Here is a 21,767-nt window from a genome sequence, read left to right as displayed (position 1 = left end):
TGGCATTCGACCATCCGGGCAGGGCGCGGCCAGGCGATGCGCATTGGACCGTTCGGTCAGCTCAGCGCGGCGATTTGGTGATAAGCTCCCGCGCCATGAAAACACCTGCCTCCCGTCCCGTAGTGCTCTGCCTGTCCGGCCACGACCCCAGTGGCGGCGCCGGCCTGCAGGCCGATATCGAAGCCCTGATCGCCCAAGGCTGCCACGCGGCGCCGACCGTCACCGCGCTGACCGTTCAGGATACCGTCAACGTTTCCGACTTCCGCGTGCTCGACCGCGAGTGGGTGCTGGCCCAGGCCAACGCCGTGATCGCCGATCTGCCGGTGGCTGCGGTCAAGCTGGGCATGCTCGGCTCGGTGCAGATGGTCGACACGGTCGTGGAGATCATGCAGTCCCTGCCGGGCATCCCGCTGGTCTGCGACCCGGTGCTGCGCGCCGGTGGCGGCGGCTCGCTGGGCAAGGACGACGTCGGCTACGCCATGCGCGAACGCCTGCTGCCGATTGCCGCAGTGGCTACCCCGAACCTGCCCGAGGCGCGCATCCTCGCCGAACTGCCCGAGGGCACCGCGGACGAGTGCGCCGACAAGCTGCTGCCTTATATCCAGACCCTGCTGATCACCGGCGGCCATGGCGACGAGTCCGAGGTGCACAATCGCCTGTACACCCGCGACGGCCAGCGCCACACCTTCACCTGCCAGCGCCTGCCTGGCAGCTACCACGGCTCGGGCTGCACCCTGGCGAGCACCCTCGCCGGCCGCCTGGCCCTGGGCGAGGAACTGGTGAGCGCGGTGCGCAGCGCCCTGGACTACACCTGGCGCACCTTGCGCGACGCGGAAGCGCCCGGCCACGGCCAGTACGTGCCGCGCCGCCTGCCACTGGACTTCTGCAACTGATCTGATCGAGGCCTTGATGAAACTGCGCGGACTCTACGCCATCACCGACAGCCAGCTGCTCGACGGCGGCCGCCTGCTGCCCTACGTCGAAGCCGCCCTGAAGGGCGGCGCCAGACTGCTGCAGTACCGCGACAAGTCCGACGACGCCTCGCGCCGCCTGCGCGAAGCCGAGACCCTGCGCGACCTCTGCGCGCGCTACGGCGCCACGCTGCTGATCAACGATGACGCCGAACTGGCCGCGCGCCTGGGCGTCAGCGTGCACCTGGGGCAGACCGACGGCTCGCTGGCCGCCGCCCGCGCCCTGCTCGGCCGCGACGCGGTCATCGGCGGCACCTGCCACGCCAGCCTCGAGATGGCCGAGAAGGCCATTGCCGAGGGCGCCAGCTACGTCGCCTTCGGCCGCTTCTTCGCCTCCCAGACCAAACCCGGCGCGTCCGCCGCCAGCGTCGAACTGCTGGAGCAGGCCAAGGCCCGCTTCAACGTGCCGCTGGTGGCCATTGGCGGCGTAACCCTCGACAACGCGCCCGAGCTGATCGCCCGCGGCGCCGACATGATCGCCGTGATCCACGCCCTGTTCGCCGCCGACACCCCGGCCGAAGTCGAACAGCGCGCCCGCGCCTTCAGCCAACTCTTCGAAACCCGCTGAGCGCCACGCGCCCAGCCCTTCACAGCTTCGCGAGGTACACCATGTCCCGTTCCGAAACGCTTTTCGCCAATGCCCAGAAACACATCCCCGGAGGCGTGAACTCGCCGGTGCGCGCGTTCAAGAGCGTCGGCGGCACCCCGCTGTTCTTCAAGCACGCGGAAGGCGCCTACGTGGTGGACGAGGATGACAAGCGCTACGTCGACTACGTCGGCTCCTGGGGCCCGATGATCCTCGGCCACAGCCATCCGGACGTCCTCGACGCCGTGCGCAAGCAGCTCGATCACGGCCTGTCCTACGGCGCGCCGACCGCGCTGGAAGTGGAAATGGCCGACCTGGTCTGCTCCCTGGTGCCGTCCATGGACATGGTGCGCATGGTCAGCTCCGGCACCGAAGCCACCATGAGCGCCATCCGCCTGGCCCGCGGCTACACCGGCCGTGACAGCATCATCAAGTTCGAGGGCTGCTACCACGGCCACTCCGACAGCCTGCTGGTGAAAGCCGGTTCCGGCGCCCTGACCTTCGGCGTGCCGAACTCCCCCGGCGTGCCGGCGGCCTTCGCCAAGCACACCCTGACCCTGCCCTACAACGACATCGCAGCCGTCGAGAAGACCCTGGCCGAAGTCGGCAAGGACGTGGCCTGCATCATCGTCGAGCCGGTCGCCGGCAACATGAACTGCGTGCCGCCGGCCCCGGGCTTCCTCGAAGGCCTGCGCAGCCTGTGCGACAAGCATGGCGTGGTACTGATCTTCGACGAAGTGATGACCGGCTTCCGCGTAGCCCTGGGCGGCGCCCAGGCGCACTACGGCATCACCCCGGACCTGTCGACCTTCGGCAAGATCATCGGAGGCGGCATGCCGGTGGGCGCCTTCGGCGGCAAGCGGCAGATCATGGAGCAGATTTCCCCGCTCGGCCCGGTCTACCAGGCCGGCACCCTGTCGGGTAACCCGCTGGCCATGGCCGCCGGCCTGACCACCCTGCGCCTGATCAGCCGCCCCGGCTTCCACGACGAGCTGACCACCTACACCACCCGCATGCTGCAAGGCCTGCAGGAGCGCGCCGACGCCGCCGGCATTCCCTTCGTGACCACCCAGGCGGGTGCCGCGATGTTTGGCCTGTACTTCACCGGCGCCGATGATATCGTCACCTTCGACGACGTGATGACCAGCGATGCGGAACGCTTCAAGCGCTTCTTCCACCTGATGCTGGACGCCGGCATCTACCTGGCTCCGAGCGCCTTCGAGGCCGGCTTCACCTCCATCGCCCACGGCGAAACCGAGCTGAAACTGACCCTGGACGCCGCCGAGCGCGCTTTCGCCGCACTCAAGTAAGCCGCCCCACGCGAAGGCGCCCGTCCGGGCGCCTTCCGCTCTGCCACGATGCTTTCAGCGCTTTATTCCGGCGTTACACTCACCCCGCCGTCACAGCCGTTTCCAGCAAAAAAACAGAAAAGAAGGTAAAGACTTTGTAAGGAAGCGCCTGCTTATTTCATAATGTGAAGGCTGGCGCATTTCGCTGGCCGGGTTTTACCCGCCCCGATCCTGGAGGCCGTTTCTCCCCATGTACCGTTCCGGTCGCACCCTGCTGGGTTGCCTGTTGCTCGCACTGCCCCTGTTCACTCAGGCGGGCGGCAACTCGCTGCTGATTCCAGCCACCGGACGCTGCACCCTGAACACCGTGCCCGAACAGCTGCAACAGGCACTGGCCAGCTGCCAGCAGGCCGCCAACGCCGGCGACGCACAGGCCCAGTTCGAACTGGGGGAATTCTTCTACACCGGCGAGCGCGCCCCGCGCGACTTCCAGGCCGCCCTGCACTGGTACGAGAAGGCTTCGCTGCAAGGCCACGCCGACGCACAGCTGCGCCTGGGCACCATGTTCTTCCGCGGCGAAGGCGTGAAGGCCAACAACGTGCAGGCCTACATCGTGCTGAAGATGGCCGCGGTCAACGGCGCCGAAGACGCCATGGACAGCGCCGACCTGGTCGCCGAGCAGATGAACAAGGACGAACTGGACATCGCCACCAAGGTGCTTGGACAGATCTTCCGCAACTACCTGATCGAACTGCAGACCGCCGGCAACTCGCCGTTCTCGCCACTGCCCTGATTCACGCCACGGTAGATACCTGCAAAAGCGGGCCATGCCCGCGATCGCGCGCTCCTGCAAATAAGCCGAGCGTCAGTTGTCCTTGCCGGGCATCGGCATGGGGAACGGCATCACATTGCCGCTGGGCTTGGCCTCGCTGATCTTCGCGGTGCCCAGGCGCTCCACTTCGTCGATGCGGATGATCGAGTGCAGCGGCACGAAGCTGCGGATGACGCCGTCGAACTGCGCCTTGAGCTTCTCCTCGCTGGGGTCTACCACCACCTGGGTGCGCTCGCCGAAGACGAACTCCTCGATCTCCAGGAAACCCCACAGATCGCTCTGGTAGATCTGCTTGGCGTACATCTCGTACACCTGGCCCTGGTTGAGGAAGACCACCTTGTAGATCGGGTTCTCGCGCTTGCTCATGAACGAAGGATGACAGCTTTGCAAAAAGGGCACGCAGCATAGCACAGACAGCCGCCCCTCAAGCCCGCCGCTGGTAGATGCCTGCCCCGGGGCTTATAATGCGCGGTCATTTTTTAACCAGAACAAGACAGGTTCCATGGCCAAGAAGCTTTTCATCCAGACCCACGGTTGCCAGATGAACGAGTACGACAGCTCGCGCATGGCCGACCTGCTGGGTGAACACCAGGCCCTGGAAATCACCGAAAAGGCCGAAGAAGCCGACGTCATCCTGCTCAATACCTGCTCGATCCGCGAGAAGGCCCAGGAGAAGGTGTTCTCCGAGCTGGGCGCCTGGCGCACCCTCAAGCAGCAGAACCCCGACCTGGTGATCGGCGTCGGTGGCTGCGTGGCCAGCCAGGAAGGCGCGGCGATCCGCGAGCGCGCGCCGTACGTCGACGTAGTGTTCGGCCCGCAGACTTTGCACCGCCTGCCGGAAATGATCGACGCCGCCCGCACCACCCGCAAACCGCAGGTGGACGTGTCCTTCCCGGAAATCGAGAAGTTCGACCGCCTGCCCGAGCCACGCGTCGACGGCCCCACCGCCTTCGTCTCGGTGATGGAAGGCTGCAGCAAGTACTGCACCTTCTGCGTGGTCCCCTACACCCGCGGCGAGGAAGTCAGCCGCCCGTTCGACGACGTGCTGGCCGAGGTGATCCACCTGGCCGAGAACGGCGTGAAGGAAGTCACTCTGCTGGGCCAGAACGTCAACGGCTACCGCGGCCCGACCCATGACGGGCGCATCGCCGACTTCGCCGAACTGATCCGCGTGGTCGCCGAGGTCGATGGCATCGAGCGCATCCGCTACACCACCTCGCACCCGCTGGAATTCTCCGACTCGCTGATCGCCGCCCACGCCGAAGTGCCGCAACTGGTGAAGTTCGTCCACCTGCCGGTACAGGCCGGCTCCGACCGCATCCTCGCGGCGATGAAGCGCAACCACACCGCACTGGAATTCAAGTCGCGTATCCGCAAGCTGAAGGCCGCGGTGCCGGACATCTGCATCAGCTCGGACTTCATCATCGGCTTCCCCGGCGAGACCGAGAAAGACTTCGAGCAGACCCTGAAGCTGGTGGAGGACGTCGGCTTCGATTACTCCTTCTCCTTCATCTACAGCTCGCGCCCGGGCACCCCGGCCGCCGACCTGGCCGACGACACCCCGGACGAGGTGAAGAAGCAGCGCCTGCTGACGCTCAACAGCCGCCTCAATCACCAGGGTTTCGAGATCAGCCGACGGATGGTCGGCACCATCCAGCGCATCCTCGTCACCGATTACGCCAAGCGCGACCCTGGCCAATTGCAGGGCCGCACCGAGAACAACCGCGTGGTCAACTTCCGCTGCGACAATCCGCGCCTGATCGGCCAGTTCGTCGACGTGGAAATCTACGAGGCGCTGCCCAACTCCCTGCGCGCGACCCTGCTGGAAGCACGCCACTGACAGTAGAAGCACGTCACTGGCAACCGACCGTTGACTACCCCCTTGGCGACTGAACTTTCGTACTCGGTCGCGTGGGGTTATTCTTCGACCATCTCCCTTTGAAGCACGGCGACTTAGACAACACCTTGAACGCCCCCCTGGATATCCATCGTTTCATGCTCGAGCCCTTCGAGGCCCGCAGCTTCGCCAACCTGTGCGGTCAGTTCGACGAACACCTGCACCAGATCGAGAAGCGCCTCGGCATCGAGATCCGCAACCGCGGCAACCAGTTCGAACTGGTCGGTGACCCCGAGCGCACCCAAGCGGCCGAAAACCTCCTGCAGCGCCTCTACCGCGAAGTGCAGAACGGCACCGAGCTGACGCCTGACATGGTCCACCTGTTCCTGCAGGAGTCCGGCCTGGAAGAGCTCTCCGTCGAGCCCGTCGCCCCGCTGGTCACGCTCAAGACCCGCCAGGCGCATATCCGCCCGCGCGGTGCGAACCAGCAGCGCTACGTGAAGGCCATCCTTGACCACGACATCAACTTCGGCATCGGCCCGGCCGGCACCGGCAAGACCTACCTTGCCGTGGCCTGCGCCGTGGACGCCCTGGAACGCGAGCAGATCCGCCGCATCCTGCTGGTGCGCCCGGCAGTCGAGGCCGGCGAGAAGCTCGGCTTCCTGCCCGGCGACCTGTCGCAGAAGATCGACCCGTACCTGCGCCCGCTGTATGACGCGCTGTACGAGATGCTCGGCTTCGAGACCGTGGCCAAGCTGATCGAACGCCAGGTGATCGAGGTCGCGCCGCTGGCCTATATGCGCGGCCGCACGCTGAGCAACAGCTTCATCATCCTCGACGAAAGCCAGAACACCACGATGGAACAGATGAAGATGTTCCTCACCCGGATTGGCTTCGGCTCCACCGCGGTGATCACTGGCGACGTTACCCAGGTCGACCTGCCCAAAGGCACGCGCTCGGGCCTGAAGCACGTGATGGAAGTGCTGCGCGACGTCCCCGGTATCAGCTTCACCCACTTCAAGTCCAAGGACGTCGTGCGTCACCCGTTGGTGCAGCGCATCGTCGATGCCTACGACGCCTACGAGAATCGCCTGACCGGCGTAGAAGGCCAGGGCAACAAGCATGCTTGAACTGGACCTGCAGGTCGCCTGCGAAGCGACCGGCCTGCCGAGCGAAGCGCAGTTCCGTCACTGGTGCGAACTGGCCCTGCGCCAACGCCAGAATGATTCGGAACTCACCATCCGCCTGGTGGACGAAACCGAAGGGCGCGAACTGAACAAGACCTGGCGACACAAGGACTACGCCACCAACGTACTGTCCTTCCCCGCCGATGTTCCCGATGAGTTGCTGGACATCCCGCTGCTCGGCGACCTGGTGATCTGCGCCCCTGTAGTCACCCGCGAGGCCGCCGAACAGGGCAAGTCCGCCGAGGCCCACTGGGCCCACCTCGTCATCCATGGCTGCCTCCACCTGCTCGGCTACGATCACATCGAAGATGAAGAAGCCGAGGAAATGGAAGGCCTGGAACGCGAATTGCTGGCTGAACTGGGTCACCCGGACCCATACGCGGCCGATGAAGAATAAAAGCCACCGAGCAAGGAAAAGATGAGCGAAGACCGATCGAGCAATGGGCACAAGTCGTGGTTGGACAAGATCACCCAGGCTTTTGCCCATGAGCCGAGAAACCGCCAGGAGCTGCTTGAGCTGCTGCGCGAAGCCCACGACAACAAGCTGCTGGACAGCGAAGCGTTGTCGATCGTCGAAGGCGCGATCCAGGTGGCGGACCTCCAGGTCCGCGACATCATGATCCCGCGTTCGCAGATGATCTCCATCAAGTCGACGCAGAAGCCTGCCGACTTCCTCCCGGCCATCATCGAAGCGGCGCACTCGCGCTACCCGGTGATCGGCGAGAGCCTGGACGACATCATGGGCGTCCTGCTGGCCAAGGACCTGCTGCCGCTGGTCCTCCACGACCAGAATCACGCCTTCAACATCAAGGACCTGCTGCGCCCGGCCACCTTCGTGCCCGAGTCCAAGCGCCTGAACGTGCTGCTGCGCGAATTCCGCGCCAACCGCAACCACATGGCCATCGTCATCGACGAATACGGCGGCGTGGCGGGACTGGTGACCATCGAGGACGTGCTGGAGCAGATCGTCGGCGATATCGAGGACGAGCACGACGTCGAGGAAGACAGCTACATCAAGCCGCTGCCCAGCGGCGACTTCATCGTCAAGGCGCTGACCCCGGTGGAAGCCTTCAACGATTTCTTCGGCGCGGAATTCTCCGACGAGGAATTCGACACCGTCGGCGGCGTGGTGATGAGCGCCTTCGGGCACCTGCCCAAGCGCAACGAAACCACCGAACTGGGCGGCTTCCGCTTCCGCGTGCTCAACGCGGACAGCCGTCGGCTGCACCTGCTGCGCCTCACCCCGCTGCAGGACTGAGCCACCACGCACCCTGTAGGAGCGGGCCATGCCCGCAATCGCGGACAAAGTCCGCTCCTACAGGAGCGCGCGAAACACCCCTCACTGAATTCCTACAGAAAAACCCTCCGCGTCCTGCAACATCCCGCCGCAGTCAGCTCATGGCTTTTGGCTTTCATCCCCATAGCCTACCGTTCGTCTCTCCATTACTCTTGCGCATCGCTTAACCGCAACAAGGATTTCCGATGCGCTGGATCACCCGCCCCGGCCTGCCAGGCCACCTGCTCGCCCTGGCCGCCGGCGCGCTCACGCCGCTGACCCTGGCCCCGTTCGGCTACTGGCCGCTGGCAGTGCTCTCGCTGGCCCTGTTCTACCTCGGCCTGCGCGGCACCACCGCGGGTTCGGCGCTCTGGCGCGGCTGGTGGTACGGCTTCGGCGCCTTCATCGCCGGCACCAGCTGGATCTACTTCAGCATCCACAACTTCGGCGGCGCGTCCGGGCCACTGGCGGGCTTCCTGGTCGGCGGCTTCAGTGCCGGCGTGGCCTTCTTCTTTGCCCTGCCGGCGTGGATCTGGGCGAAGTTCTTCCGTCGCAACAATGCGCCGGTCAGCGACGCACTGGCCTTCGCTGCGCTGTGGGTGGTGCTGGAGCTGTTCCGCAGCTGGTTCCTCACCGGCTTCCCCTGGCTCTACGCCGGCTACAGCCAGCTGGACGGCCCGCTGGCCGGCCTCGCCCCGCTGGGCGGCGTCTGGCTGGTGTCCTTCGGCATAGCCCTGACCGGCGCGCTGATCATCAACCTCCCGGCCCTGACCCGGCGCCCGGCGCGCCTGGTCACCGGCCTGGTCCTGCTGATCACCCCCTGGGCCGTGGGCCTGGGCTACAAGGGTCACGCCTGGACCACTCCGGCCGGCGCACCGCTGAAGGTCGCCGCGCTGCAGGGCAACATCGCCCAGGAAATGAAGTGGGACCCCAAGGCCATCACCCACCAGCTGGAGCTGTACCGCGACCTGACCGCCGAGCAGAACGACGTCGACCTGATCGTCTGGCCGGAAACCGCCGTGCCGGTGCTCAAGGACCAGGCCACCGGCTACCTGGAGATGATCAACGGCGTCGCCACCGCCAAGAAGGCCGCGCTCATCACCGGCGTACCGGTACGCGAGAAGACCACCGAAGGCATTCGCTACTACAACGGCATCACCGTGGTCGGCGAAGGCAGCGGCAACTACCTCAAGCAGAAGCTTGTGCCCTTCGGTGAATACGTCCCGCTGCAGGACCTGCTGCGCGGCCTGATCAGCTTCTTCGACCTGCCCATGTCCGACTTCGCCCGCGGTCCGGCCGACCAGCCGCTGCTCAAGGCCAAGGGCTACTCCGTGGCGCCGTACATCTGCTACGAAGTGGTCTACCCGGAATTCGCCGCCGAACTCGCAGCGCAGAGCCAGCTGCTGCTGACCATCAGCAACGACGCCTGGTTCGGCACCTCCATCGGCCCGCTGCAGCACCTGCAGATGGCGCAGATGCGCGCCCTGGAAGCCGGGCGCTGGATGGTGCGCGGCACCAACAACGGCGTCACCGCGCTGATCGACCCGTTCGGCAAGCTGGCGGTGCAGATCCCGCAGTTCCAGCAAGGCGTGCTGCGTGGCGAAGTGGTGCCGATGCAGGGCATGACGCCGTACCTGCAGTGGCGCGTCTGGCCGCTGGCGATCCTCAGCGCTGTGCTGCTGGTGTGGGCACTGGTACGCCGCCGTACGCACCCGGAAGAACGCCGGCTATTCGGCTGATTCCAACGAACAAGGGCCTCATTGCGAGGCCCTTTTTCATGGCGGAGGCTAGCGGTAGAACAACCGATAGCCGACCAACCCGATCGCCTCATTGAGCAACTGCCCGCTCTGCCAGATCGCCCGCCCTTCCGGCAGCCAACCGCCCATGGGCACTGCGTCGTCCGTACCGATGTAGCCCGAGGGCGCCGGCAGAACTTCCAGCCCGGCCTTCTCGAAGCTCCAGATCGAGCGCGGCATGTGAATGGCGCTGGTCACCAGCACTACTCGCTGGATACCCGCCTCGCGCAGCATCTCGGCGCTGAACCGGGCGTTCTCCCAGGTCGTGCGGCTGCGCCCCTCCTCCCAGCGCACCGGCACGCCGTAATCGTCCCGCAGGCTCTGCGCCATGATCCGCGCCTCGGAGGGCGGCGTGCCGTAGTGCAGGCCGCCGGAAGTCAGCACTGGCAGGCCGCTGGCCTTGGCCAGGCGTGCGGCATAGCGAATGCGCTCGCGAGCCATCAGGCCCGGCTGGTCCTCATCCCAGGCACGATCCCCGCGCACCCGACCAGCGCCGAGCACCACGATGGCGTCGGCGCGCTGCGCCAGCCCCGCCCACTCTGTCTGTTTCAGCGCATCCTGCTGCTCCAGCTGGCGTGCGCCCCACTCCACCGTCACCGGCAGGCTCATCACCAGCAGACCGAGGAAACCGGAAAAGAAGCAGAACACCGACAAGCGCGGATAGCGCCGGCGCAGCACGAAGCCCAGGAAGAGCAACAGCAGCAGCAATCCCGGCGGCATGAAAATCTGTTTGAGGATGAAGCGGATAGGCATTGGCGACTCCTTGTCGAGGCGCCAAGCCTAACGGATCGGGGAAATGTCAGCGTGCCTTCGCGTTGCGGAACAACTGCGAGCCACAGGAAGTGCAGGGCAGCACGCCCTGATTGCGGCTCCAGGCCACAGGCGAGCCACACAGCGCGCATTGCAGCTGCTGCGGGCGCGTCACCAGGCGTGGACGGCTGGGCGGTGTGGGTTGGCGCACATGGCGCGGCGCCCGAGCCGGGGCACGCTCCAGCATGGCGAGCTCCTCCGCCGCGGCATGCCAGCCGCGCAGCCAGTTCACATCCTGGTCCAGATAAGCCCTGATCAACTCCATCTCGGCACTGCTCAAACCGCGCAACTCCAGTTCCACGGGGCATTCGTCACGTAGTCGCTCAGCGGTGTCGGCCTCATCCAGGGCCAGCGCGAGCCGTTGCAACAACCGTTCATACAGACCGGAACCCGAAGCACTTGCGCGATGCAGCTCAGCCATCAGTCACCTCAAGACAGGCGGAAACCTCCCGCCCTCAGGCAAAGCTTAGCGGCCCACCCCGTGCAACACCGAGCGTGCGACAAACGGCGCGGGCTACCGGCTCGAGTGGGGGTCATGTATGCTACGAGGCTTTCTGTAGCCGCCCGGCCCGGGTCTTCTCAGGGGTCGGTTCAGCGAAAGGGCCACTCGACCTTCCTGGCTGCACAATTCTTTTCCGTACAGGTTCAAATCGCGCCATGCACGAGCAATATCAGCCTCTCGAGATCGAATCCCAGGCCCAGAACTTCTGGAACGAACACAACTCTTTCCGCGTCGACGAAGTCGCCGGCAAGGAGAAGTTCTACTGCCTGTCGATGTTCCCGTATCCGAGCGGCAAGCTACACATGGGGCACGTGCGCAACTACACCATCGGTGACGTGATCAGCCGCTACCACCGCATGCAGGGCAAGAACGTCCTGCAGCCGATGGGCTGGGACGCGTTCGGCATGCCGGCGGAAAACGCCGCGATGAAGAACAACGTCGCCCCGGCGGCCTGGACCTACGACAACATCGCCTACATGAAGTCCCAGCTCAACAGCCTGGGCCTGGCGATCGACTGGTCCCGCGAAGTCACCACCTGCAAGCCGGACTACTACCGCTGGGAACAGTGGCTGTTCACCCGCCTGTTCGAGAAGGGCGTGATCTACCGCAAGAACGGTACCGTGAACTGGGACCCGGCGGACCAGACCGTACTGGCCAACGAGCAGGTCATCGATGGCCGTGGCTGGCGTTCGGGCGCGCTGATCGAGAAGCGCGAAATCCCGATGTACTACTTCAAGATCACCGCCTACGCCGAAGAGCTGCTGTCCAGCCTCGACGACCTGCCGGGCTGGCCGGAACAGGTCAAGACCATGCAGCGCAACTGGATCGGCAAGTCCCGCGGCATGGAGATCGCCTTCCCCTATGACCAGGCCTCCATCGGCGAAGCCGGCCAGCTGAAGGTCTTCACCACCCGTCCGGACACCCTGATGGGCGCCACCTACGTCGCCGTGGCCGCCGAGCACCCGCTGGCCACCCTGGCCGCCGAGCGCGATCCGTCGCTGCAGGCGTTCATCGACGAGTGCAAGCGCGGCGGCGTCGCCGAAGCCGACATCGCCACCCAGGAGAAGAAAGGCGTCGCCACTTCCCTTTTCGTCGAGCACCCGCTAACCGGCGACAAGCTGCCGGTGTGGATCGCCAACTACGTCCTGATGACCTACGGCGAAGGCGCCGTGATGGCCGTGCCGGGTCACGACGAGCGCGATTTCGAGTTCGCCAACAAATACGCCCTGCCGATCCAGCAAGTGATCGCCCAGGTCGGTGCCGACAACGACTTCGAATCGACCCTCTGGAAAGAGTGGTACGGCCTGAAGGACGAGAGCGTCATCACCGTCAACTCCGGCAAGTACGACGGCCTCGGCTATCAGGCCGCGTTCGACGCCATCGGCGCCGATCTCGCCGCCAAGAGCCTCGGCCAGCAGCGCACCCAGTTCCGCCTGCGTGACTGGGGCATCAGCCGCCAGCGCTACTGGGGCTGCCCGATTCCGATCATCCACTGCGACACCTGTGGCGACGTGCCGGTACCGGCCGACCAGTTGCCGGTCGTCCTGCCCGAAGACGTGGTGCCGGACGGCGCCGGCTCGCCGCTGGCCAAACTGCCGTCGTTCTACGAGTGCAGCTGCCCGAAATGCGGCCAGCCGGCCAAGCGCGAAACCGACACCATGGACACCTTCGTCGAGTCGTCCTGGTACTTCGCCCGCTACGCCTGCCCGCAGTTCGAAGACGGCATGCTGGACAAGAAGGCCGCCAACTACTGGCTGCCGGTCGACCAGTACATCGGCGGTATCGAACACGCCATCCTCCACCTGCTGTACGCGCGCTTCTTCCACAAGCTGATGCGCGACGAAGGCCTGATCGACTCGGACGAGCCGTTCAAGAACCTGCTGACCCAGGGCATGGTGGTCGCCGAGACCTACTACCGCGTCGCCGCCAACGGTGGCAAGGAATGGTTCAACCCGGCGGACGTGGAAGTCGAACGTGATGCCAAGGCCAAGGTCATCGGCGCTCGCCTGAAGACCGACGGCCTGCCGGTGGAAATCGGCGGCACCGAGAAGATGTCCAAGTCCAAGAACAACGGCGTGGACCCGCAGGCCATGATCGATGCCTACGGCGCCGACACCTGCCGCCTGTTCATGATGTTCGCCTCGCCGCCGGACATGAGCTGCGAATGGTCCGACTCCGGCATCGAAGGCGCCAACCGCTTCCTGCGCCGCGTCTGGCGTCTGGCCCAGGCCCACGTCAACGCAGGCCCTGCCGGCGCCGTGGACAAATCCGCGCTGGACGACGCACAGAAGGCCATTCACCGCGCCATCCACCTGGCCATCCGCCAGGCCAGCCAGGACGTAGGCCAGCACCACAAGTTCAACACCGCCATCGCCGCCGTGATGACCCTGATGAACGTGCTGGAGAAGGCTCCGGCCGAATCCGCCGCCGACCGCGCCCTGCTGCAGGAAGGCCTGGAAACCGTCACCCTGCTGCTCGCCCCGATCACCCCGCACATCTGCCACGTGGTCTGGCAGGAGCTGGGCAAGGACGGCGCCGTGATCGACGCCAGCTGGCCGCAGGTCGACGAAGCCGCCCTGGTGCAGGACAGCCTGCAACTGGTGGTACAGGTCAACGGCAAGCTGCGCGGCCACATCGAAATGCCCGCCAGCGCCAGCCGCGAGGACGTCGAAGCGGCCGCCCGCGCCAACGAGAACGTGCTGCGCTTCACCGACGGCCTGACCATCCGCAAGGTCATCGTGGTGCCCGGCAAGCTGGTCAATATCGTCGCCAACTAAAAGCAACGCTGGAAAAGACCCATTCGCCCGTGGCACCTTCGCCACGGGCATACCGGATCAACAGGAGTGAGGGAAGCTTGATGAAACGTATCCTGACCAGCCTCGCGCTGATCGGCCTGGCCAGCGTGCTGAGCGCCTGCGGTTTCCAACTGCGTGGCCTGGGCGATACGAACTTTGCGCTCAAGGAAATCGACGTGAGCGCGCGCAACGCCTATGGCGACACCGTCACGCAGCTCAAGCAGGTGCTTGAAGGTAGCGGCGTGAAAGTCGTCTCGCGTGCGCCGTACCACCTGATCCTCGCCCGCGAAGACGTGACCAGCCGCAGCGTCAGCTACACCAGCTCGGCGCGCAGCGCGGAAAACGAACTGACCAATACCCTGAGCTACGAGATCCGTGGCACCGACAACCTGCTGCTGCTCGCCAACCAGGTTCAGGTCCGCAAGGTCTATGTGCAGGATGAGAACAACCTGATCGGCTCCGACCAGGAAGCCCAGCAGATCCGCGCCGAAATGCGCCGCGACCTGGTCCAGCAGATGGTCACCCGCCTGCAGCTGATCACTCCGGCCCAGCTCGACGAGCTACAGACCAAGGCAGAAGCCAAGGCCAAGGCCGAAGCGGACGCGATGAAGGCCGCGGACGAGGCTGCCAAGTCTCAGCCGCAGCAATCGCCGATCGAATTCCCGAAAGCGCAGTAAGCGACAAGGGGCCGGCCAACCGGCCCCTTTCTCATTATGAAGCTCAATCCCGGACAACTCGCCAAGCACCTGCAAGGCAACCTCGCGCCCGTCTACGTGGTCAGCGGCGACGAACCGTTGCTCTGCCAGGAGGCCTGCGACGCCATCCGCACCGCCTGCCGCCAGCGTGACTTCGGCGAACGTCAGGTGTTCAACGCCGAAGCCAACTTCGACTGGGGCCAACTGCTCGAAGCCGGCGCCAGCCTCTCGCTGTTCGCCGAAAAGCGCCTGATCGAACTGCGCCTGCCCTCCGGCAAGCCCGGCGACAAGGGCGCGGCCATCCTCCAGGAATACCTGCAGCGCCCACCGGAAGACACCGTCCTGCTGGTCAGCCTGCCCAAGCTCGACGGCAGCACGCAGAAGACCAAATGGGCCAAGGCCCTGATCGATGGCGATGCGGCCCAGTTCATCCAGATCTGGCCTATCGACGTGCACCAGCTGCCGCAGTGGATTCGCCAGCGCCTGTCCCAGGCCGGCCTTGCCGCCAGCCAGGAAGCGGTGGACCTGATCGCAGCGCGCGTCGAAGGCAACCTGCTGGCCGCCGCCCAGGAAATCGAAAAGCTCAAGCTGCTCGCCGATGGCCAGCAGATCGACGCCGACACCGTACAGGCCGCCGTGGCCGACAGCGCGCGCTTCGACGTCTTCGGCCTGATCGATGCCGCCCTCAATGGCGAAGCCGCCCACTGCCTGCGCATGCTCGAAGGCCTGCGCGGCGAAGGCGTTGAGCCGCCGGTGATTCTCTGGGCCCTGGCCCGGGAAGTCCGCGTGCTAGCCAGCCTTGCCCAGCAGTTCAGCCAGGGCATACCGCTGGACAAGGCCTTCAGTCAGTGCCGACCGCCCATCTGGGACAAGCGCCGCCCGCTGATGAGCAAGGCCCTGCAGCGGCACACCGCGCAGCGCTGGAACCAGATGCTGCAGGACGCCCAGTTGATCGACGCACAGATCAAGGGCCAGGCGCCCGGCAACGTCTGGAACAGCCTCGCCCGCCTCGCTCTGCTGGTCGCCGGGCAGCGCATCAGCCTGCCTTCGGCCTGAATTCTCACAGCCCCAAACTGTAGGGCGCATAACCTGGAACAGGTTATCCGCCGGCCATCTCCCGGCGGATAACGCTGACGCGTTATGCGCCCTACGTCATTCAGCGGATCGCTGTGTCGACTTCCTGAAGCACATTGCGTCCTCTTACCCGCTCTTGAGTCGGCCGGTCCAGCGACAACTCGTAGAGCTGTCGCGCCTCGCTGACCAGCGGCAACAATGCCGAAGCCAGCCGCGACGTAGCGCGGATCAGGCCAGGGTCGGAGTCATCCTCCAGCAGGCTCAGCAGGTCTTCCACGGCCGTCAGGCGGCGCAGCGCAGCGTCGCGTAACTGCTCGATCGAAGCCAGGGCATTGATGAACATCACGTCCTCATAGGGCCGGGACTCCAGCGGGACGGGCAGGAACTCAGTCATGGCGGACCTCCGGGGGAAGTACGACGGGAAACGAAGGACTCTGGCGGGGCACGGGCGTAAAAAAGGGATAGTGCATCTTGCGATTCTCCCTGCTCGATGAAAAACCGCCCCCCTACTCGCTGCGACGCGAATTAGGGAGGCGGACCGTGCGGAGGTCGCAGTACCGGGAGCAGGGAGCCAAGAACCGGCCAGGCGTAAGCCTGCACCGCACGATCCGCCATAGATGCGCTTAGTGATGGCGAGCCGAGGATCGCGATGACTAGGGCTATGGCCTTACGTGGCACCGAGCTCAACACGGGCTGCGACACCCGGCCACGGTTTTTTGGGCCGTGGCAAGTGGAATCTAGCGAGCACGCACGTAGGCCCTCAAGGCTAAAAGAACGTAGGAGAATTCGCTGGTCTGACAGCTCAAACCCGGACGTTTAGCCGCATAGCGTGGCCCGGTTCACCTCTCAGGAAATAGCCAACCACCATTCTGAATGGCTGCATCCCCCTGTAGGAGCGGGCCATGCCCGTGATCGCGCCCATGGGGCGCTCCTGCCATTCGGCACCGCGCATCCCGGCGCGAATAACCCTGAACGGGTTATTCGCCGTCTTGCCTTCGGCGGACAACACTGCGCGTTACTCGCCCCAACGCCGCCGCCATACCTCACTCCCACTCCCGTACCTGGCGTACTTCCACACAGCCCAGCCGCCCCGGTGGAATCTTCGCGGCGATGCGCTCGGCCTCCTCCATGCTCTGCGCCTCGATCAGGTAGAAGCCGCCCAACTGCTCCCGCGTCTCGGCGAAAGGCCCGTCGGTAACGGCAAGCTTGTCACCCTGGCCGCGCACTGTGCGCCCGGTCGGCGTCGGCAACAGCGCATTGGCCGCGATGTAATTACCGCTGCGCCGCAGTTGCTCGCTGTAGGTCATGCACTCGTCGACGATGCCGCGCAGCTCGGCCTCCGGCAGCTCCGCCGCCTTGCGCTCGTCAAAGTAGATCATGCACAGAAACTTCATCGCCCTTGCCCTCGTTCTTGTCCGTGGTGCCAGAAAGGTCCGTCGACCAGAGTAGCCCCGAATCGCACACGGCAGTCTTGGCCCGCTCGCCGGTGACCAATGGCATGGACAAACGTCCCAGATAGGCAGAAGATGCGCCCGCCGGCAATGGCACCGGCCTAAACGAGGAAAGTCACATGGCGAAGAAATCCAAACGGCCGAACAAGGCCAAATCCCTGGTCGCACAGCCCCTGTTCCGCAGCCGCCAGGAACAGCCGCTCAAAGGCAAAGGCAGCTACCGCCGCGAAGCCTCCCGAAACTGGGAGGCTTCTTCGCTTCTGGCGGCCTGAAATCCTCAAAAAACCTGAACCAGCCCCGCCCTTTCGCTTTCAACCGGACAGCCAAGCCCTGGAGGTCCAAACCATGAAAGCTCCCCTGATCCTCGCCATCCTCGCCCTTCCCTTCAGCCTGTCCGCCCATGCGTTCTGCTCCGACCAGGAAGCCGAAGCCAAGGGCAAGCAAGTCGCCGCCAAGGTCACCGAAGTCACCCGCAGCGATCCCCAACGCGCACAGAAGCTCAATGAAAAACTCGCGGAAATGAAGAAGTCTCGCTCCAGCGAACAGCGCCCGGACGACTGCGCCGCCTATGACGACATGCTCAAGGAACTGAACCAGAGCGCGCCCAAGGTCGATCAGGAAACCGGCGCCACACCCAAGCAGTAACGGGGCAGACCGTGGGCCGGCACCAGACGACCGGACCGTAGGGCGCAGCAACGCCAGATGGCCGACCGTAGGGCGCATACCCCGGAACGGGTTATCCGCCGCATCCTCCACGGCGGATAACGCTGGCGCGTTATGCGCCCTACAAGAGTGCGGCGGCGCGCCGCCCGACGGTTACCTTGTCGCCAGGGGGAATTTTCCCGCGGCTGCGCCATCGAATCTGCACACCCGCCGATTCTGCCCAACGCAGACGCGTCACAGTGGCCATGCTAAGGTGGCCCCTCCCCTGCCAGTTCCCGAGGAGAGCAATGCGCAAGCCTGTTTCACCTGTTGTCGGCCAACGCTGCCTGCTCGTCGCCGCTCTGTCCCTGGCCAGCTTCGGCCTGCTGACGTCCTGCACGGAGCCGCCCCCAAAGGGCGCCGCTGCCGAGCATGCCCGACCAACGCAAAGCTTCGCCCAATGGCGCGACGACTTCCGCATCCAGGCGCTGGCTGCCGGCATTCGCGCAGAAACATTCGACACAGCCTTCGATGGCATCGAGCCGGATGATTCGGTAGTGACCGCAGATCGTAGTCAACCCGAATTCACCCGTCCGGTCTGGCAGTATCTGGAAAGCGCCGTCTCGCCAGCGCGGGTCCGCAATGGCCAGGACCGCCTGTCGCAGAACGCCGAGACGCTGCAACGCATCGACACCAGCTACGGCGTCGACCGCGAAGCCGTCGTCGCGATCTGGGGCATGGAAAGCAATTTCGGCCGGCAGATGGGCAGCAAGAACGTTATTCGCTCCCTCGCCACGCTCGCCTACGAAGGCCGTCGCCCGGATTTCGGCCGCGACCAGCTGATCGCCGCCTTGCAGATCATCCAGCACGGCGACGTGCCCGCCAGCAACATGATCGGTTCCTGGGCCGGTGCCATGGGGCAGACGCAGTTCATCCCGACGACCTACAACCGCTACGCCGTGGACTTCGACGGCGATGGCCGGCGCGATATCTGGGACTCGCCCAGCGACGCGCTGGCCTCCACCGCCAACTACCTGAAGACTTCCGGCTGGCAGCGCGGCCAGACCTGGGGCTTTGAGGTCCGTCTGCCGCAGGGCTTCGACTACGCCCTCGCTGAAATGAGCATCCGCAAGCCCATGGCCGAATGGCTGCGCCTGGGGGTGCGGCCGGCCAGCGGCACGCTGCCTGGCGATCCGCAGGCGAGCGTCTCACTGGTACTCCCAGCAGGCTATCGCGGCCCGGCATTCCTGGTAACGGACAACTTCCGCGCCATTCTCAAGTACAACAACTCAACCTCCTACGCCCTCGCCGTCGGCCTGCTCGCCGATAGCTTCAAAGGCGGCGGCCAACTGGCGGGGGAATGGCCAGTCGAGGAGGTGCAACTGAGCCGCAGCGAAAGGATCGAATTGCAGCAGCTGTTAGCCGCCAAGGGCCATCAGCCAGGCACCGTAGACGGCATCATCGGCGCCAACACAAGGCAGGCAATCCGTACTTTCCAAAAATCTGCGGGGCTGCCGGCAGACGGCTATCCGACGCTGGACCTGCTGATCCGCCTGCGCAATGCCTGAGGACGAAACGTCCTGACACCGCAAGACTTCAGGCCCTTCTTACACCATCAGCAGGACAATACGACTACATTCCTACACCGCAGGCCCCGAAGATAGCCGCTGGTATCAGCAAATTAGGTTATCAAAATGTCTATCAAAGCAAAGGGGAAGCGGACATCGGTCAGAAACGCTCAATGGTTCGCGGCGATATTGCTGCTCGTGTGCACCAGCGGCGCCTGGGCCAACATCAGTTGTAGCCTCGGCACATCCAACATGCTGACCCTTTCGTTGCCCAGCACGATAGCGGTTCCGCGCGACTCGCAGGCCCCAACCATGCTGGGCGGCTGGGTGGCCAACTGGCCTAGCCAGGCCAGCATGTGGAATTGCACAGGCACCGCAGTCGGCGATAGCGCCAAGATCAATTTCACGGCCGGAGCAGGCCTGGGAGCCAATACGGGCACGACCTATTCGGATGGCGGCGTCACTTATAGCGTGTTCAAGACCAACATCCCCGGGATCGGCTTCATCGTGGGCGGAGCCGGCAGTTGGGGCAGCAATAGCTACAATTACCGGAACATCCCCTTCTCCATCGATTTCCCCATCCAAAATACCACGCAGCGAGCCAGCGCCGGGGGCAAGGTGGCCTTGATCAAGTACGGCCCCTTGACCAACGGCGGCGGTGTGATCCCCGCCGCAACCATACTCAGAGCCGCCATTGATCCCGCTGGCGGCCAAATCCAAGAGCAGTGGCAAACGACGGCCACCACCATCGTGGTCGGCGCCTGCGAGACACCGAACGTCAGTGTCCCACTGGGCAAGCACCTGCGCGCCGAATTCAGTGGTATTGGCAGTTACACGCGCTCAGCCAACTTCAACATCAGCGTCAACAACTGCCCGGCTGGCATGAGCGCAATCCAGTACAAGCTCGACCCCGTCACCACGGTCACCAATTCGTCGCAATCGGTAGTTGCTGTGGACAGCACCTCAACGGCCACCGGCGTGGGTATCCAACTGCTCGACAGCACTGGCGCCGTGTTCCCACTGTCGACATACAAGACCTTTACCAACTACAACAAGGCCACCGGCGGCAGCTACAGCATTCCGTTTCAGGCGCGCTACTACCAGACCGGCGCCTCCATCGGCACCGGCACGGCCAATACAGCCATGACCCTGACCATGTTGTATCAGTAGAGACTTCGGCCCTGGCAGGTAGAGGGGGCCAGAGCAGCACTGCAACCTAGTCACGTCCAGCGCTGTTCATCAGCGGCACGCGTCGATTTAAGTGCTGAACGACTCGGCCCTCGCCGCAAAGGCGAGAGATTTCAGATTTCTCCGGAGCCGTCACCGGAATCGTAGACTCTCTCAGCAACACCGCCGCAAGCCATAGTAGCCACTGACATTATCAGACAGGGCTATCAGGATGGCATACAACGGAAAGTGGCAGCGGCCATTGATTATGACTCGGTGTCTCTTGGCGCCGATGCTGCTGGTCGGCACCAGCACGGCATGGGCCAACATCAGTTGTAACCTCACCGGCGTAGCCAACATGCTGACCCTTTCGCTGCCCAGTACGATAGCGGTTCCACGCGACTCGCAGGCCCCAACCATACTGGGCGGCTGGGTGGCCAACTGGCCTAGCCAGACCAGCATGTGGAATTGCACAGGCACCGCGATCGGCGATGGCGCCAAGATCAATTTCACGGCCGGAGCAAGCCTGGGAGCTAATACGGGCACGACCTATTCGGATGGCAGCGTCACCTATAGCGTGTTCAAGACCAACATCCCCGGCATCGGCTTCATCGTGGGCGGAGCCGGCAGTTGGGGCAGCAATAGCTACGATTACCGGAACATCCCCCGCTCCATCGATTTCCCCATCCAAAATACCACGCAGCGAGCCAGCGCCGGGGGCAAGGTGGCCTTGGTCAAGTACGGCCCCTTGACCAACGGCGGCGGTGTGATCCCCGCCGCAACCATACTCAGAGCCGCCATCGACCCCGCTGGCGGCCAAACCCAAGTGCAGTGGCAAACGACGGCCACCACCATCGTGGTCGGCGCCTGCGAGACACCGAACGTCAGTGTCCCGCTGGGCAAGCACCTGCGCGCCGAATTCAGTGGCATTGGCAGTTACACGCGCTCGACCAACTTCAACATCAGCGTCAACAACTGCCCGGCTGGCATGAGCAGCATCCAATACAAGCTCGACCCCACCACCACGGTCGTCAATTCATCGCAATCAGTGGTTGCTGTGGACAGCACCTCAACGGCCACCGGCGTGGGCATCCAACTGCTCGACAGCAGCGGCGCGGTGTTCCCGCTCTCGAGCTACAAAACCTTTGCCAACTACAACGCGGCCACCGGCGGCAGCTACAGCATTCCGCTGCAGGCGCGCTACTACCAGACAGGCGCCAGCATCGACGTAGGCACTGCCAATACCGCCATGACCCTCACCATGCGCTACCAGTGAGAGCAAGGTATCG

Annotated in this window: 22 protein-coding genes; 17 read left to right on the top strand and 5 right to left on the bottom strand. The window is 64.6% G+C overall.

The window, feature by feature from the left end:
• Window positions 1-95 precede the first annotated feature (95 nt).
• The 4 genes from IB273_RS16680 (at window position 96) to IB273_RS16665 (ending at window position 3,639) form a co-directional block, all read left to right on the top strand.
• Window positions 96-893 carry a hydroxymethylpyrimidine/phosphomethylpyrimidine kinase gene (locus IB273_RS16680; protein ID WP_192211191.1) on the top strand — a complete coding sequence of 266 codons (798 nt, stop codon included), beginning with the start codon at window positions 96-98 and terminating at the stop codon, window positions 891-893.
• 16 nt (window positions 894-909) lie between these two features.
• On the top strand, window positions 910-1,539 hold the full coding sequence (gene thiE / locus IB273_RS16675) for a thiamine phosphate synthase (protein ID WP_192224573.1): 630 nt from the start codon (window positions 910-912) through the stop codon (window positions 1,537-1,539).
• 41 nt (window positions 1,540-1,580) lie between these two features.
• Window positions 1,581-2,867, top strand: a complete 1,287-nt coding sequence (hemL, locus tag IB273_RS16670) for a glutamate-1-semialdehyde 2,1-aminomutase (protein WP_081517168.1) — start codon at window positions 1,581-1,583, stop codon at window positions 2,865-2,867.
• Between the two features lie 229 nt (window positions 2,868-3,096).
• Window positions 3,097-3,639, top strand: a complete 543-nt coding sequence (locus IB273_RS16665; RefSeq protein ID WP_017521798.1) for a tetratricopeptide repeat protein — start codon at window positions 3,097-3,099, stop codon at window positions 3,637-3,639.
• 72 nt (window positions 3,640-3,711) lie between these two features.
• On the opposite strand, the gene IB273_RS16660 is transcribed toward IB273_RS16665, so the two are convergent.
• Entirely contained in the window at window positions 3,712-4,044 is a 333-nt protein-coding gene (locus IB273_RS16660; protein WP_138216935.1) for a DUF1820 family protein, read from the bottom strand.
• Window positions 4,045-4,180: 136 nt separating this feature from the next.
• Here IB273_RS16660 and miaB point away from each other — a divergent pair, with 136 nt between their 5' ends.
• From miaB to lnt, 5 genes are all read left to right on the top strand, one after another.
• A complete protein-coding gene (gene miaB / locus IB273_RS16655; protein ID WP_081517166.1) occupies window positions 4,181-5,518 on the top strand; it encodes a tRNA (N6-isopentenyl adenosine(37)-C2)-methylthiotransferase MiaB in 1,338 nt (445 codons plus the stop codon).
• 125 nt (window positions 5,519-5,643) lie between these two features.
• A complete protein-coding gene (locus IB273_RS16650) occupies window positions 5,644-6,645 on the top strand; it encodes a PhoH family protein (protein WP_081517165.1) in 1,002 nt (333 codons plus the stop codon).
• A complete protein-coding gene (gene ybeY, locus IB273_RS16645) occupies window positions 6,638-7,099 on the top strand; it encodes an rRNA maturation RNase YbeY (protein ID WP_081517164.1) in 462 nt (153 codons plus the stop codon). The genes IB273_RS16650 and ybeY overlap by 8 nt, the downstream gene beginning before the upstream one ends.
• A gap of 21 nt (window positions 7,100-7,120) precedes the next feature.
• A complete protein-coding gene (locus IB273_RS16640; RefSeq protein WP_081517163.1) occupies window positions 7,121-7,960 on the top strand; it encodes an HlyC/CorC family transporter in 840 nt (279 codons plus the stop codon).
• 224 nt (window positions 7,961-8,184) lie between these two features.
• On the top strand, window positions 8,185-9,717 hold the full coding sequence (gene lnt / locus IB273_RS16635) for an apolipoprotein N-acyltransferase (RefSeq protein WP_192224572.1): 1,533 nt from the start codon (window positions 8,185-8,187) through the stop codon (window positions 9,715-9,717).
• 48 nt (window positions 9,718-9,765) lie between these two features.
• Here the strand turns inward: lnt and IB273_RS16630 are convergent, their stop codons facing one another.
• The gene (locus IB273_RS16630) at window positions 9,766-10,527 is read right to left on the bottom strand and encodes a YdcF family protein (RefSeq protein WP_192211196.1); all 762 of its coding nucleotides are present in this window, start codon (window positions 10,525-10,527) and stop codon (window positions 9,766-9,768) included.
• A 46-nt stretch (window positions 10,528-10,573) separates the two neighbouring features.
• Window positions 10,574-11,005 carry a hypothetical protein gene (locus IB273_RS16625; RefSeq protein ID WP_081517160.1) on the bottom strand — a complete coding sequence of 144 codons (432 nt, stop codon included), beginning with the start codon at window positions 11,003-11,005 and terminating at the stop codon, window positions 10,574-10,576.
• 236 nt (window positions 11,006-11,241) lie between these two features.
• On the opposite strand from IB273_RS16625, the gene leuS reads away from it, so the two are divergent.
• The 3 genes from leuS to holA all read left to right on the top strand — a co-directional run bounded on the left by leuS (window position 11,242) and on the right by holA (window position 15,632).
• Window positions 11,242-13,863 carry a leucine--tRNA ligase gene (leuS, locus tag IB273_RS16620; RefSeq protein WP_151189309.1) on the top strand — a complete coding sequence of 874 codons (2,622 nt, stop codon included), beginning with the start codon at window positions 11,242-11,244 and terminating at the stop codon, window positions 13,861-13,863.
• Between the two features lie 80 nt (window positions 13,864-13,943).
• Window positions 13,944-14,558, top strand: a complete 615-nt coding sequence (gene lptE / locus IB273_RS16615; protein ID WP_081517158.1) for an LPS assembly lipoprotein LptE — start codon at window positions 13,944-13,946, stop codon at window positions 14,556-14,558.
• Between the two features lie 36 nt (window positions 14,559-14,594).
• Window positions 14,595-15,632 carry a DNA polymerase III subunit delta gene (gene holA / locus IB273_RS16610; protein ID WP_081517157.1) on the top strand — a complete coding sequence of 346 codons (1,038 nt, stop codon included), beginning with the start codon at window positions 14,595-14,597 and terminating at the stop codon, window positions 15,630-15,632.
• Window positions 15,633-15,732: 100 nt separating this feature from the next.
• On the opposite strand, the gene IB273_RS16605 is transcribed toward holA, so the two are convergent.
• Both IB273_RS16605 and IB273_RS16600 read right to left on the bottom strand, forming a co-directional pair.
• Window positions 15,733-16,044, bottom strand: coding sequence for a hypothetical protein (locus tag IB273_RS16605; protein ID WP_081517156.1), 312 nt, complete (start codon window positions 16,042-16,044; stop codon window positions 15,733-15,735).
• A 649-nt stretch (window positions 16,045-16,693) separates the two neighbouring features.
• Window positions 16,694-17,044 carry a YciI family protein gene (locus IB273_RS16600; RefSeq protein WP_081517155.1) on the bottom strand — a complete coding sequence of 117 codons (351 nt, stop codon included), beginning with the start codon at window positions 17,042-17,044 and terminating at the stop codon, window positions 16,694-16,696.
• A 176-nt stretch (window positions 17,045-17,220) separates the two neighbouring features.
• On the opposite strand from IB273_RS16600, the gene arfA reads away from it, so the two are divergent.
• The 5 genes from arfA (at window position 17,221) to IB273_RS16575 (ending at window position 21,754) form a co-directional block, all read left to right on the top strand.
• A complete protein-coding gene (arfA, locus tag IB273_RS16595; RefSeq protein ID WP_045215115.1) occupies window positions 17,221-17,373 on the top strand; it encodes an alternative ribosome rescue factor ArfA in 153 nt (50 codons plus the stop codon).
• 73 nt (window positions 17,374-17,446) lie between these two features.
• Window positions 17,447-17,746, top strand: coding sequence for a hypothetical protein (locus IB273_RS16590; protein ID WP_081517154.1), 300 nt, complete (start codon window positions 17,447-17,449; stop codon window positions 17,744-17,746).
• Between the two features lie 305 nt (window positions 17,747-18,051).
• Entirely contained in the window at window positions 18,052-19,311 is a 1,260-nt protein-coding gene (locus IB273_RS16585) for a lytic murein transglycosylase (protein ID WP_192224571.1), read from the top strand.
• Between the two features lie 126 nt (window positions 19,312-19,437).
• Window positions 19,438-20,481, top strand: a complete 1,044-nt coding sequence (locus IB273_RS16580) for a fimbrial protein (RefSeq protein WP_225610211.1) — start codon at window positions 19,438-19,440, stop codon at window positions 20,479-20,481.
• Window positions 20,482-20,770: 289 nt separating this feature from the next.
• Window positions 20,771-21,754, top strand: a complete 984-nt coding sequence (locus tag IB273_RS16575) for a fimbrial protein (protein WP_225610210.1) — start codon at window positions 20,771-20,773, stop codon at window positions 21,752-21,754.
• Window positions 21,755-21,767 lie beyond the last annotated feature (13 nt).

Source organism: Pseudomonas sp. PDM19, assembly GCF_014852215.1.
GTDB lineage: Bacteria > Pseudomonadota > Gammaproteobacteria > Pseudomonadales > Pseudomonadaceae > Pseudomonas.
The sequence above is the reverse complement of the archived record's forward strand: the minus strand, read 5'-3'. Positions and strand labels throughout refer to the sequence as shown.